This is a genomic window from Lentzea kentuckyensis (genome assembly GCF_002150765.1).
GTDB classification, from domain to species: Bacteria; Actinomycetota; Actinomycetes; order Mycobacteriales; family Pseudonocardiaceae; genus Lentzea; species Lentzea kentuckyensis.
This window is the reverse complement of sequence record NZ_MUYM01000098.1, coordinates 856-13,852: the sequence shown is the minus strand read 5'-3', so window position 1 is coordinate 13,852 and position 12,997 is coordinate 856. Positions and strand designations below refer to the sequence as shown.

Below are 12,997 nucleotides of genomic sequence, written 5' to 3'. Positions count from 1 at the left end.
GCCGCGATTAGCGTGGCGGGAAAGCGCTTTCCAGCGCTGCTACCAGGGAGGTGCGATGGCGGTTCGGACCATCGGGGTCGCGGTCAACGGCGTCACCGGGCGGATGGGATACCGCCAGCACTTGGTCCGGTCCCTTCTCCCGTTGCGCGACGAGGGCGTGCGGTTGCAGGACGGGACCGTGCTGAAGGTGGAACCGGTCCTCGTGGGCCGCAACGCCGACAAGCTCAAGGAGATCGCCGAGCGCCACGACCTCGCGCGCTGGACCACGGACCTCGACGCGGCGCTCGCGGACCCGTCGGTGGAGATCTACTTCGACTCGCAGGTGACGTCGAAGCACGTCGAATCGATCACCAAGGCGATCGACGCCGGCAAGCACATCTACACCGAGAAGCCGGTCAGCGAGACGGTCGAGGAAGCGCTGCAGCTCGCGCGCCTGGCCGACGCGAAAGGCGTGAAGCACGGTGTGGTGGCGGACAAGCTGTACCTGCCGGGCATCCGCAAGCTGAAGCGGCTGATCGACGGTGGCTTCTTCGGCCGCATCCTGAGCGTGCGCGGCGAGTTCGGCTACTGGGTCTTCGAGGGCGACTGGCAGCCCGCGCAGCGTCCGAGCTGGAACTACCGCGCGGAGGACGGCGGCGGCATCGTCTCGGACATGTTCTGCCACTGGAGCTACCTGCTGCACGACCTCTTCGGCCGGGTCGAGGCGGTGACGGCGCGCGCCGTCACGCACATTCCGACGCGCTGGGACGAGCAGGGCACCGAGTACGCCGCGACGGCCGACGACGCCGCGTACGGGATTTTCGAAATCGAGAACGGCGTGATCGCCCAGATCAACTCGTCCTGGTGCGTGCGGGTGCGCCGCGACGAGCTCGTCGAGTTCCAAGTGGACGGCACCGAGGGGAGTGCGGTCGCGGGACTGCGCGAGTGCTTCGTGCAGCCCCGCGCCGTCACGCCGAAGCCGGTCTGGAACCCGGATCTGCCGGTCACGCACCCGTTCCGCGAGCAGTGGCAGCAGGTGCCGGACAACGAGGACTTCGACAACGGCTTCAAGGTGCAGTGGGCGGAGTTCCTGCGGCACGTCTACCAGGGCACACCGTTCCCGCACGACTTCCGCGCGGGTGCACGCGGTGTCGCGCTGGCGGCTGCCGGTCTGCAGTCCTCTTCGGAGGGTCGCCGGGTGGAGATCCAGGATGTCTAGCCAAGATCAATACAATCGCGTCGTGTTCGCCGCGGCACACGTTGTGGCGAAGGATGAGCGCACAGTGGACTGGGACGCGACTTTGGCGTTCCGGCACCACCTCTGGTCGCACGGCCTGGGCGTCGCGGAGGCGATGGACACGGCTCAGCGCGGCATGGGCCTGGACTGGCCGACCGCGGCCGAGCTGATCCGCCGCAGCGCCGCCGAGAAGGCCGGGCGGATCTGCGCGGGCGTCGCGACCGATCACCTCGTCGGCGAGGTCGGCCTGGACGACGTGCTGAACGCGTACCTGGAGCAACTCGACATCGTGCAGGAGGCGGGCGCACAGCCCGTGCTGATGTGTTCACGCCAGCTCGCGGCGTGCGCGCGCGGACCCGAGGACTACGAAAAGGTCTACGGGACCTTGCTCGACCGCGTCAGCGAACCGGTGGTGTTGCACTGGCTCGGCACGGCGTTCGATCCGGCGCTGGCGGGGTACTGGGGCTCGGCCGAGGTCGCCCAGGCCACCGACAACTTCCTGGCGATCATCGCCGCGCGTCCGGACAAGGTCGACGGCGTGAAGGTCTCGTTGCTCGACGCCGACCACGAGATCGGGCTGCGACGCCGGCTTCCGGCCGGCGTGCGCTGCTACACCGGCGACGACTTCAACTACCCGGACCTGATCGCGGGCGATTCCCAGGGATACAGCGACGCGTTGTTGGGAATTTTCGATCCGATCGCACCGGTGGCTTCCAAGGCGTTGCAGAAGCTCGCACTTGGTGACACCGATGAGTTCCATCGGATCATGGCGCCCACGGTTCCGTTGTCGCGCCATCTGTTCAGCGCACCGACCTACTACTACAAGACCGGTGTGGTGTTCCTGGCGTGGCTTGCCGGGCATCAGGAACGATTCCTGCTGCTCGACGGCCTGGAAACCGCACGCAGTGTCGAGCATTTGGCCGAGGCCAAGCGACTGGCGGAGATCGCCGGCGTGATCGAGCCCGACTTCGCGGAACGGCGGTGGCAGCAGTGGCTCGCCTCTCGCTGAACCAGGCCACGATCAAGCGCGCGACCGTCGTCGAAGCCGTCGAGGGATGCGTCCGGCACGGCATCGAGTCGATCGGTCTGTGGCGCGAACCGGTCGCCGATCACGGCTTGGAACGCACCGCGAAACTCGTCGCGGACGCCGGACTGCGCGTGTCGTCGTTGTGCCGCGGAGGGTTCCTCACGGCCGTGGACAACCGTGCCGCGTTGGACGACAACCGCCGTGCGATCGAAGAAGCAGCAGCGTTGCGCACGGACACATTGGTCATGGTCGTCGGCGGTGTGGCGGGCGACAAAGACCTGATCGGCGCACGTCAGCGCGTTGCGGACGCCATCGCCGAGCTGTCGGTGTTCGCCGGGGAAGCGGGCGTGACGCTGGCGCTCGAACCGATGCATCCGGTGTTCTGCGCGGATCGCGGCGTGCTGTCGACGTTGGCACAGGCGCTGGACCTCGCGGAAAAGCACGAGTCGGTCGGTGTCGTCGTAGACGCGCTGCACGTCTGGTGGGACCCCGACCTCGACGCGCAGATCGTGCGCGCGGGGGAGCACATCGCGTCGTACCAGGTGTGCGACTGGCTCACGCCGGTGCCGGCGGACGTGCTGCTGGGACGCGGTTATCCGGGAGATGGAAACATCGATCTCGACCGGCTGACCAGGCACGTTGCCGCGACCGGATATTCGAGGGACATCGAAGTGGAGATCTTCAACGCCGACATCTGGGCGGCGGACTTCGACGAGGTGATCGGGGAGGTTTCACGCAGGTACCACTCCATTGTGGAACCGGCGCTCTAGATAACGCGGGGAAGCCGGTCGTCGACGGCGGCGACGACCGACCCCGGCGTTGGTATGTATATATCCGAAAACCAGTGCTCTTTGGTCCAGTTTTCAGATAAATCTCAGGAATCAGCCGCCGTTGACGAACCTGTAAACCTTTGCACGGTGTTTCGGCTTGGTCGTCGTGATCTTGATGACCGCGTCGAACATGGACCGGCCGAGCTCGGCGCGCGCCGCGACAGCCGGGTGCGTGGTGCTGAAGTCGGCGTCGTTCGTGGCCTTGTCGCCGTCGAACTGACCCGACGCGAACATCGAGTAGATCAGGATCGCGCGGTTGTCCTCGCTGAACATGATCCCGGCCTCGTTGCGGCCGTCCTCGAACCAGCCGGCCTTCGTGGCGACCCGCAGCCGCTCGTTGGTCGTCAGGTTGAGCCGCACGCCGTCGGTGAAGCTGGCCGTCGCGCGCAGGATGTTCAGCAGGTACGCGGTGGACGCGGGCGTGAGCAGCTGGCCGTCGACCAGCTTCTGCAGCAGCGTGTGCGTCTCACGCGCGGTCGTGGTGCCGAGGAAGAACCGGTTCGGGTTCGCGACCGGGACGACCTGCGTGTGCACGAAGCCCTTGTCCCGGAGGATCTGGTTGATCTCCAGCGCCGGCGCGACCAGGCCGCACAGACGGACCGCGGTGTTGTCCGAGACGGTGAGCAGGTTCGCCAGCGCGTGGCCGACCGTGATCTCGCTCGGGTACGCGCCGTCCAGGGCGAAGATGCCGTCGGTGTCCTGGATGACGATGGCGGCGGACACGGTGACCGTCTGGTCGAGCTTGATCAGCCCGCGGTCCACCTTGTCCAGCACGGCGACGGCCACGGCCACCTTGTTGACGCTGTAGGCCTCGACGACCTTGTCCGCGTTCTCGTCGACGGCGGACTTCGTCGTGCCGTCGAGGTCGGCGACCGTGATCAGCGACGACCAGCTGCCGCGCGCCTTGCGGGTCTGCCTGCGGTAAACCTGGGCCACGCGCTTGCGCGACCTCTCGGCGGAGGCCGGATAGCGTTCGATTTCGGCCTCCGCGTCTTCCTGTGCCTGTGCTGCACCGGTGGAGCCGAGCACGGCCGTCGCGGCCGCGACGGTTCCCAGCCCGAACACGGACCTGCGGTTCAAAGTCATACGGCACATCAAAACAGGCGGCACTGACAGATCCCTGACTAGGGTTCCGATCATGGAAAACGTCTTCGTGGTGACCGGTGCCTCCCGCGGAATCGGCGCGGCGACCGCCGCTTTGGCCGCCGACGCGGGCTATCGCGTGGTCAGGGCCTCGCGCTCGGCCGAAGAATCTGTCGGTGACCGCGGCTGGGACGCGAAATGTGACGTTTCCTCATGGGATTCCGTGCATGACCTCATGTCCCGTGTGGAGTCCCGTTGGGGTCGAATCGACGTGGTCTTCGCAAATGCGGGCGTCTCGGTCGACACCTCGTTCGTCTCTTCGGCCGGTGCCAAGCCTTCCGAATGGACGGACATGGTGGTCACGAACGTCTGCGGCCCGGCTTTCACGGCACGTGCCGCGATGCCCGCCCTGATGCGGTCCGGCGGGCATCTGGTGCTGACCGGGTCGGCTGCCGGGCGCGGGGTCCGGCCCGGCAACCTGTACTCGGCCACGAAGTGGGCGGTCACCGGGCTGGCACAGGCGATCCGGGCCGAAGCGGTGGGGACCGGCGTGCGGGTCACCGTCGTCCAACCCGGACTTGTCGACACAGACGCCATCCCGGCGTCCAGGGCCGCCGACCCCAAGCTCGCGCCGGAGGACGTCGGGCGGGCGGTGCTCTACGCGGTCTCGCAACCGTCCACGGTGGACGTCAACGAGATCCTGATCAGGCCCACCGGACAGGCCGCCCACCGCTGAGCTTCAGGTGCTGACCGCGGGCTTGGCGGGCAGGATGTTGTGCCACAGGTTGAACATGTTGCCGGGGTCGTACTCGGCCTTGATCGCGGCGAGCCGGTCGTAGTTCTGCCTGCCGTAGCCCGCGACGACGCGGTCCGCGCCCTCGTCGCCGATGAAGTTGAGGTAGACCGCGCCAGTGGTCCACGGCGCGAGCACGTCACGCAGGTGGTGCGCCCAGTCCCGCGCCTGCTGGTCGTCCGCGGGGTTCTCCCACAGTCCCAGCGGGTGCGCGATCCACGGGATGTCGCGGTTGGCCATCGGCCAGTCGTTCGCGTTGCGGGCGACCGCGCCACCCCACGGGATCATGCCCTGCTGGGAGGGCGACGGCGTGATCATCCGTGCGGAGGCGACGCAGAACTCGTGCACCGCCTCGTCCGGCAGCGACCGCAGGTACTCGGCGGACCAGTAGTTCCGGAAGCCGGGCGGATCGTCCAACATGGACTGGAGGTCGGCGTAGGGGATGTCGGTCAGCACCAGCGCTCGCGGTTCCAGTGCCGCGAGCGGGGCGATGAGGCTTTCCAGCTCCTCGGCCCTGCCCATGTAGGTCACGAGAACGCCGCAGCAGAGCTTGCCGACGAGTTCGGCGGGCACGAAGTCCTCCGGCGGCCCGGTCAGGAAGATGGCCCCACCGCCGGCCTCGTCCGGTGCGTCGTCCATGAAGTCCCGGTAGGCGCGAGTGGCGGTCTCGCCGTCCTCGGCGGGCCACAACATCAGCGCGAAGGAGAACTCCGGCAGCGGGTGCAGCCGGAACGTGAACGACGTGGCCACCCCGAAGTTGCCGCCACCGCCGTGCAACGCCCAGAACAGGTCGGGGTGCTCGGTCTCGCTCGCGGTCACCGTCCTGCCGTCGGCGAGCACCAGGTCGACGGCGAGCAGGTTGTCGCACGCCAGCCCGCACTTGCGCTCGATCCAGCCGGACCCGCCACCGAGGGTCAGCCCGCCGATGCCCGTGGTGGAGACCCTGCCGCCGGTCGTGGCGACGCCGAACGGCTCGGTGGCCCGGTCGAACGCACCCCAGTTCGCCCCGCCGCCCACCACGGCGCTGCGCGAGTCGGGCGAGATCGAGACACCGTTCATCCGGCGCAGGTCCAGCACCAGTCCGTCCTGCACGAGGCTCGCGCCCGCCACGCTGTGGCCACCGCTGCGCACCGCCACCGGCATCCCGGCCCGCTGGGCGAACGCGAGTGCTTCACGCACGTCAGCGGTGTTGTCGCACTGGGCGATCACTGCCGGTCTGGTCTCGATGGCGCTGTTGAACACCGCTCGCGCGTCCTCATAGGACTGGTCCTCTGTGGTGAGCAGGGTGCCGGAGAAGGCGGCGCGCAGGCTCGTCAGGTCGGTCATGGCAGAACCTCCTTGTGTGACTGGTGTCACACAGGTTGCGCCGCCTGTGGCCTGTCTGCTCGTTCAGTAAGAACTTCCTAATACCTCAGAGCACCGTTGCAGGAGTGCGCGTAGTTGCGTGCGCTCCTCCTCTGTGAACGCATCGGCCAGCTTCTGCTCCACGGCGACCGCGCCCTTGTCGGCCTTCTTGAACGTCGTGTAGCCGGCCTCGGTCAGCCGGTTCTCCAGGACGTTGCGCTGCCACTGGTGCGGTGTGCGCTCCACGAGCCCCATGGCGACCAGGTTCTGCAGGATCGTCGTCATCGTCTGCGGCGTGACCAGGCACAACCGTGCGAGTTCCGCCGCAGGTGCGCCGGGGTGGTCGCTGAGCGCGAGCAGTGCCGAGTATTGCGGCACGGTCAGTCCGGCCGGCCGCACCGCCGCCGCCTTCGCGGTCATCAGTTCCAGCTCGGCGCGCTTGATGTCTCCGCCGATCCGATCACCGCTCCGCATCCGTCCATCGTAGGAGTGTGATAAGAGTATTGATAGGTATCAGAACCCTGATATCTATCAGTGCTCTTACTGGAGGGAAGCAATGCGCGTCGCGCTTGCCGTCTTGGCGGCGTTGCTGCTGGTCACAGGCACGGCATCGGCCGCGCCTCGGTCCGTCGTGGCATCGTCGCCGTCGCTGCACCCCGAGGGCGTGCAGTGGGATCCGTCGCGTGGCCAGTTCCTGGTCAGCTCGCTGCGCCACGGCACGGTGTCGCTGGTCAGCACTTCCGGCCGGGTCCTGCCGCTGGTCAGCGGAACCCGGATGGTGTCCACGTTCGGGATCCAGGTGGACCGCGGGCGGCTGCTGGTCGCCTACGGGGACATCGGCTTCGGGGAGCGGTCAGAGCCCGGTCAGTCCGGGCTGGGGATCTTCGACCTGCGAACCGGGCGTCCGTTGCGGTTCGTCGACATTCCCAACGGTGCCAACGACGTGGCGGTCGATCCGATCGGCAACGCTTATGTCACCGGCACGTCGGGCGACACGATCTGGAAGGTCGATCGGGCGGGCGCTGTCACGGTGTTCGCGCGGGATTCGCGGCTGGGCGGGGCGTCGTTCGGGAACAACGGAATCGTCTGGGATCCCAGGGGATTCCTCGTCACCGGGCACTACACGAACGGCACGCTGTTCAAGGTCACGAGTGGACACGTCGAGGAACTGCCGGCGCCCAAGTTGCCGGGCGCGGACGGGCTCACGTTGACGCCTGCTGGGCTGGTGGTCGTCACGAACAGCCTCAGTGCGCCTGGGAAGAACGCTGTGACCGTTTTGGACACACGGACGTGGCAGGTGAAGTCCCAGCGTGACTGGGGGGCTGCGCCTACTACGGCGGCTCGCACGCCGTATGGCACGTACGTGTTGAGCGGGCGCATCGACCTGTTGGTCAAGGGGGAGACGACGGACGTGTTCAGCCTCGACCGATGAACTCGACGAGCAGCCGGTTGATCTCGTCCGGCCGTTCCAGATACCCGATGTGCCCGCAGTCGGCGACCTCGACGTAGCGGGCACCGGGGATCGCGTCCGCCACCTCGCGTGACAGGCGGGGTGGCAGGACGAGGTCGTCCGCGAACCCGATCACCAGCGAGCGCACGCGGATGGCGCGGTAGGCGTCCAGGCGGGGTTCGAAGTCGCAGAGGGCCAGCTGGGCACGATGGCCGGCCCCCACCGAGGACCCGGCGAACTCGTACATCTGCAGCCAGTCGCGGGCGATCATCGGGTCGGCCAGGGTCGCCGGCGAGACGTTGCGGGTAACGGCGGCGGCCGCGTAGAACGCCACCGGCAGTTCGGCGCCCTTGTCGTGCAGATCGCAGAGGGCGAGCGACCAGGCCTGCTGCAGCGGTTCGGGACGGCCGGTGGTCGCCATCAGCACGGCGGAGCGGACCAGGTCCGGGTGCTTCAGCGCCAGTTCCTGGGTGATCCGGGCGCCGAGCGACGTGCCGATCACGTGGGCCGGGGCACCGAGGTGCGAGATCAGCGCGGCGGTGTCGGCGACCATGTCGTCGATGGTGAAACCGGTGGCGCACTCGGACGACGGCTTGATGCCGCGGTTGTCGAAGTAGGCGACCCGGTAGCCGGCCTTGACCAGCGCGGGCACCTGGTAGGTGCGCCACACGCGGCCAGGGCTGCCGGTGCCCATGACCAGCACCACGAGGTCGCCGGAGCCTTCGACCTGGACGTTCAGCTCAACGCCGTTGAGCGGGACAAGCGCCATTCCGATGATCCTAGAAGCGGCACAAGGGCCTGATCGCTTCGGCGTGAGAGGGATAACGCGCGCACAGGTCGTCCGCGTGCCCGAACTCCACGATGTCGTCGGTGTACGGCGGCACCACCACCGTGCCGACCAACGACCAGTCACCGGCCGGCGCGCTGCCCTGCCACACGCCCGGAGGGACGACGACCTGTGGGTTGGACGCGCTCAAGAGAGGTTCCCGTACGGTGCCGTCGGGGAAGAGCAGCAGCATCCGCAACGGCGAACCGGCGTGGAAGTTGTAGATCTCCAGGTGCTTCAGCACGTGCATGCCGGAGAAGTCGGGCTTGCGCAACAGGTACGCGATCGCGGACACGTCGTCGGACCGGTGGGTCTGCGCGAAGTAACCGCCCTCGACGGGGAGTTCCTGCATGCCCAGCGAGGAAATCAACTGCTCAGGTGTCACGTCAGCTCCGTTGACGTTCTCCTCGCCCTCAGGGCGGGGATTCCCTTCACGCTGCGCGTGGATAGCGTGGCGTCTGGGTGGATTCCCGTTTCACGGCGCGGTGCCGGCACGGATGCTGGTCTTACCTGCGCTCCACGGTCGTTTAGTCTCTCCGCACGTCCTGCGGCGAGGATGTTGATGGCGGCATTGACGTCGCGGTCGTGGACGCTGCCACACAGGCAGGTCCACACCCGGATGTTCAACGGCAGCTTGTCGTTGACGCGTCCGCAGGCCGAGCACGTCCGGGTGGACGGGAACCACCGATCGATCCGGACGAAGGTCCGGCCGTATCGGGCCGCCTTGTATTCCAGCATGCCGACGAAACCGGCCCATCCGGCGTCGTGCACGGACTTCGCGAGCCGGGTCCGGCCGAGACCTGCGACGCACAGGTCCTCGACGTACACCGCTTGGTTGTCGCGGATGATCGCCGTGGACAGCTTGTGCTGCCAGTCCCGTCGCGTGTCGGCCACCTTCGCGTGCGCGCGGGCGACCTTGAACACGGCTTTCTTGCGCTTGTTCGAGCCCTTGACCTTGCGGCTCAGCGACTTCTGCAATCGCCGCAGCCTGCGTGCCGCCTGGCGCAAGAACTTCGGCGCAGCCACCTTCGTACCGTCCGAGAGCACCGCGAAATGCGTCAGGCCCAGGTCGATGCCGACCTCGGGTTCTACCTTCGGCAGTGTCTCGTCCTGCTTAGTCGTGACGACGAACGAGGCGAAGTACCGGCCTGCCGCGTCCTTCACGATCGTCACCGACGACGGTTCGGCGGGCAGGTCACGCGACCAGCGCACGTCGATCTCACCGATCTTCGGCAGCCGCAACCGGCCGTTGCGGAGCACCGTGAACCGGGCGTTGCGGGTGAACCGGATGGCCTGCCGGTTGTCCTTGCGGGACCGGAACCGAGGCAGGGCGACCTTGCGGCCTGTGCGTTCACCAGTGACCGAGGCGAAGAAGTTGCGGTAGGCGGTGTTCAGGTCCGCCAGCGCCTGCTGCAGCACCACCGCCGACACCCCGCCCAGCCACACCCGTTCTGGTGTGCTCTTGGCGCGGGTGATGACCTGCTTGGACAGCTCGCCGTCCGACAGGCATGGGTCGCCGTTCACGTAGGCTGCCCGGCGGGCGTGCAACGCGTCGTTGAACACCACCCGCGCGCACCCGAACGCCCGCGCCAACGCCTCCCGCTGGGCGGGCGTCGGGTAGACGCGGAAGTTGTACCGCAGCTGCACAACACCATTGTATTCAGTTGTTTCATAACCGATCTCGCGGGCGTTCGTACTGGCAGGCACTGTGTTTCTCGCCCTGCACGCACACTTGGTTCCCGTGACGAAGCACCGGCACACGGTGTTCAGCGACCGGCATCTGACCCGGCTGGAGGAATCCGGCGGACGGTCCGCGCCGACTTCGAGACCGAACTTGCTGAGTTCAATGGGAAGACCAACCGCATACACCTGCTCGTGATCTTCCCACCCACGGTTGCGGTCCCGGAACCGGTCACCAGCCTCAAGGTGTCTCGTCACGCACGATGCGACAGGAGTTCCCCGAACTGACCCGCCACCACTGGCGGGTGCAGCGGCTCTGGTCCGGGTCGTACTTCGTCGACTCGGTTGATGACGCCCGGCCAGCGTGCTGCGCCAGTACATCGAACAGCGAAACCCCCGGTCCAGGACACGCCCGGCCGTGACCGGCCTCCCGCGCGGGCCTTCACCACCGGGCTGAAGCCCGGCGCACTAGCCGCACTCCGGTAGCGGTGAACCGTGCACGACGACCATGCCCTTGCCGAGTCGTTTCGCCGTGTACATCGCGGCGTCGGCGGCACCGAGCATGTCGTCGGCCGTAGCCGTCGGGTCGTACGAAAACCGTTGTGCCACACCGATGCTGGCGTGCACGCGATGAACACGCCCGTGCACCTCGTGCGGGTGCGCGAGAGAGGCCAACAGCCGTGCGCCGATCTCGTCGGCGTCCCCGCCGTCGATCAGCACGCCGAACTCGTCACCGCCCAACCGCGCGACGGTGTCCTCTGACCGAACGCTGTTTTCCAGCCGTGCGGCGACATTGCGCAGAACGATGTCGCCCTCGGCGTGCCCGTAGTTGTCGTTGACGGCCTTGAACCCGTCCACGTCGATGAACAGCAGGATCAACGGCTGTGCGCGATCCCTGACCGCTAGCGCGCGCTCCAGCCGTTCGCGGAACAGCGAGCGGTTCGCGACGCTGGTCAACGGATCGTGCGTCGCCTCATGCCGTAGCTGTTCGCGAGAGACGCGGAGCTGGTCCATCAGGCGGACGTTGTCCATCATCGTGAAGAGCTGACGCACGATCACGAGACACACGACGGCGAGACCGACGTAGATCTCGATCGGGTTGAGGCGCCCGCCGGTCGCGGTGTTCCACATGATGAACAGACCGGTGATCGCGAGCGGCACGTACGGCACGAACAGGTGCAGCAGGTCGGCCATGCGCATGCGGCCGGACGTCGGTTCGAGGCTGCGGGCCGGGGCCAGCGTGCCGAGGAAGAACAGCGCCGGGCACAGCATGAAGCCGATGTCCGCGGTCGCCGGGATCTCCGTGATGCCCTTCGAGATGTAGAACGCGAACACCCAGCCCGACGACGACTGCGCGATACCGGCCAGTGCCACGAACAACATCGGCCACTGACGCACGGAGTGATGAGTCCACGACAGCACAACGATCGCCACGAGCAGCACGAGGTACGCGGCGGGATGCGCGACAACAGTGGCGAAACCGGGCCCTTCGGTCGCCCACGCGCGTGTGAGTGATTCCAGCGCGGACACCCACGTCAGCACAAAGAGCGACCCGATCACGATCAGCCCGTCGAGCACCACGACCGTGCGGCTGCGGTAGTTCGGCAACAGGTCGTCGGCGCGCCGTTGTTGTGCCTTCACGACCACCGCGGCCAGGCACAGGACCGGCACGAGCGTGAACCCGAGCGGCGCGATGGTCGACGTCGGCAGTTGCACACCGAGGATCTGCTGACCCCAGATCCACGCGGACAGCCCGACCGTCAGGCTCGCCATCGCCGCCGTCATCCAGCGGTTGCGCCGGCGCGCGTACGCGACGAGCGCGGCGATCGCGAACAGGAGCTGCACGACCTTGTCGATCGCGACGCCGATCTCACGCGGCGCGGCGAGGGCGGTGAGGATGGTGATCGCCATGAAGGTGCCGACGCACCCCACCACGAGCCAGAACCTCTTCACCGTTACTCCCGTGATCGAAACCCGACCACCGTAGTAACGCCGACCTGGACTTGTCGAACCGTGTCGGTGCTCCGCACCTTTAGGTGCACCGGATATGGTTCGAACTGTTGTTCGTTCGGCGATCCGGGGAGCTGTTGTGCGGGTGTTCGGGGTCGACCCCGGTCTGACCAGGTGCGGCTTCGGCGTGGTCGACGGTGGGCCTGGGCGCGTGGTGCGCGCCGTGGCGGTCGATGTCCTGCGCACGCCCGTCGACGCTCCACTGTCCGTGCGACTTCACGAGCTGTACATCGGTGTCTGCGAGTGGCTCGACCGTTATGAACCTCATGTCGTGGCGATCGAACGCGTCTTCGCGCAACACAACGTCCGCACCGCGATGGGGGTCGCGCAGGCGTCCGGGGTCGTGGCTCTGGCCGCGGCACAACGGAACCTGCCGGTCGAGTTCCACACCCCGTCCGAGGTGAAGGCCGCGGTCACGGGGTCAGGGCGCGCGGACAAGGCGCAGGTGACGGCGATGGTCACGAAGCTGCTCGGGTTGAAGGTGGCGCCCAAGCCGGCGGACGCGGCGGACGCGCTGGCGCTGGCGATCTGCCATCACTGGCGTGCGCCGATGCGGTCGCGGCTGGAGGAAGCCCAGGCCCGCGCAGCTGAACTCGCCCGCGTGCACAAGGCCAAGCTGGCCGAGGCGGCGCGGCGGACCGCGCCGTGACGGCGGGTCGTGCGGTGGCGTCGGGTCGTGCGGTGATGTCGGGCTGTGCGGTGATGTCGGGTCGTGCGGTGATGTCGGGTCGTGCGGTG

At 67.5% G+C, this 12,997-nt stretch carries 13 protein-coding genes and 1 pseudogene; 7 read left to right on the top strand and 7 right to left on the bottom strand.

Annotated elements, in window-relative coordinates; translation table 11 throughout:
* The first annotated feature begins 55 nt into the window (after positions 1-55).
* Genes B0F77_RS36760 through B0F77_RS36750 form a run of 3 tightly spaced genes read left to right on the top strand, consistent with a single transcriptional unit; the run spans position 56 to position 3,013 of the window.
* A complete protein-coding gene (locus tag B0F77_RS36760; protein WP_086667655.1) occupies positions 56-1,198 on the top strand; it encodes a Gfo/Idh/MocA family protein in 1,143 nt (380 codons plus the stop codon).
* Positions 1,199-1,220: 22 nt separating this feature from the next.
* The gene (locus B0F77_RS36755) at positions 1,221-2,225 is read left to right on the top strand and encodes a dihydrodipicolinate synthase family protein (RefSeq protein ID WP_245849127.1); all 1,005 of its coding nucleotides are present in this window, start codon (positions 1,221-1,223) and stop codon (positions 2,223-2,225) included.
* Complete coding sequence (locus tag B0F77_RS36750) at positions 2,207-3,013, top strand: sugar phosphate isomerase/epimerase family protein (RefSeq protein ID WP_211294218.1); 807 nt, start codon at positions 2,207-2,209, stop codon at positions 3,011-3,013. Before B0F77_RS36755 ends, B0F77_RS36750 begins: the two co-directional genes overlap by 19 nt.
* Positions 3,014-3,124: 111 nt before the next feature.
* Here the strand turns inward: B0F77_RS36750 and B0F77_RS36745 are convergent, their stop codons facing one another.
* Positions 3,125-4,159: a serine hydrolase gene (locus tag B0F77_RS36745; protein ID WP_086667652.1), complete on the bottom strand. Its 1,035-nt coding sequence runs from the start codon at positions 4,157-4,159 to the stop codon at positions 3,125-3,127.
* Between the two features lie 49 nt (positions 4,160-4,208).
* Here B0F77_RS36745 and B0F77_RS36740 point away from each other — a divergent pair, with 49 nt between their 5' ends.
* A complete protein-coding gene (locus B0F77_RS36740) occupies positions 4,209-4,892 on the top strand; it encodes an SDR family oxidoreductase (RefSeq protein ID WP_086667687.1) in 684 nt (227 codons plus the stop codon).
* A gap of 3 nt (positions 4,893-4,895) precedes the next feature.
* On the opposite strand, the gene B0F77_RS36735 is transcribed toward B0F77_RS36740, so the two are convergent.
* Together B0F77_RS36735 and B0F77_RS36730 are read right to left on the bottom strand one after the other, a co-directional pair.
* Positions 4,896-6,275 carry an FAD-binding oxidoreductase gene (locus tag B0F77_RS36735; RefSeq protein ID WP_086667651.1) on the bottom strand — a complete coding sequence of 460 codons (1,380 nt, stop codon included), beginning with the start codon at positions 6,273-6,275 and terminating at the stop codon, positions 4,896-4,898.
* 63 nt (positions 6,276-6,338) lie between these two features.
* A complete protein-coding gene (locus B0F77_RS36730) occupies positions 6,339-6,767 on the bottom strand; it encodes a MarR family winged helix-turn-helix transcriptional regulator (RefSeq protein ID WP_086667650.1) in 429 nt (142 codons plus the stop codon).
* An 82-nt stretch (positions 6,768-6,849) separates the two neighbouring features.
* On the opposite strand from B0F77_RS36730, the gene B0F77_RS36725 reads away from it, so the two are divergent.
* Positions 6,850-7,725 carry a hypothetical protein gene (locus B0F77_RS36725; protein ID WP_086667649.1) on the top strand — a complete coding sequence of 292 codons (876 nt, stop codon included), beginning with the start codon at positions 6,850-6,852 and terminating at the stop codon, positions 7,723-7,725.
* Here B0F77_RS36725 and B0F77_RS36720 read toward each other — a convergent pair.
* From B0F77_RS36720 to B0F77_RS36710, 3 genes are read right to left on the bottom strand one after another with little or no spacing between them, the layout of a single operon-like run.
* Positions 7,709-8,512: an alpha/beta fold hydrolase gene (locus B0F77_RS36720; protein WP_086667648.1), complete on the bottom strand. Its 804-nt coding sequence runs from the start codon at positions 8,510-8,512 to the stop codon at positions 7,709-7,711. The two genes, B0F77_RS36725 and B0F77_RS36720, sit on opposite strands and share 17 nt — an antisense overlap.
* Before the next feature lie 10 nt (positions 8,513-8,522).
* Complete coding sequence (locus tag B0F77_RS36715; RefSeq protein WP_086667647.1) at positions 8,523-8,954, bottom strand: cupin domain-containing protein; 432 nt, start codon at positions 8,952-8,954, stop codon at positions 8,523-8,525.
* Positions 8,951-10,216, bottom strand: coding sequence for an RNA-guided endonuclease InsQ/TnpB family protein (locus tag B0F77_RS36710; RefSeq protein ID WP_086667646.1), 1,266 nt, complete (start codon positions 10,214-10,216; stop codon positions 8,951-8,953). The genes B0F77_RS36715 and B0F77_RS36710 overlap by 4 nt, the downstream gene beginning before the upstream one ends.
* Before the next feature lie 287 nt (positions 10,217-10,503).
* Between B0F77_RS36710 and B0F77_RS50975 the strand changes: the two are divergent.
* A pseudogene (locus B0F77_RS50975) lies at positions 10,504-10,671 on the top strand (transposase); the annotation flags it as partial.
* A gap of 46 nt (positions 10,672-10,717) precedes the next feature.
* Here the strand turns inward: B0F77_RS50975 and B0F77_RS36700 are convergent.
* Positions 10,718-12,202 (bottom strand): GGDEF domain-containing protein, encoded by a 1,485-nt coding sequence (locus B0F77_RS36700; protein ID WP_245849125.1) that lies wholly within the window; start codon positions 12,200-12,202, stop codon positions 10,718-10,720.
* Between the two features lie 136 nt (positions 12,203-12,338).
* Between B0F77_RS36700 and ruvC the strand changes: the two genes are divergently transcribed.
* Positions 12,339-12,908 (top strand): crossover junction endodeoxyribonuclease RuvC, encoded by a 570-nt coding sequence (ruvC, locus tag B0F77_RS36695; protein ID WP_169731037.1) that lies wholly within the window; start codon positions 12,339-12,341, stop codon positions 12,906-12,908.
* Positions 12,909-12,997: the final 89 nt, after the last annotated feature.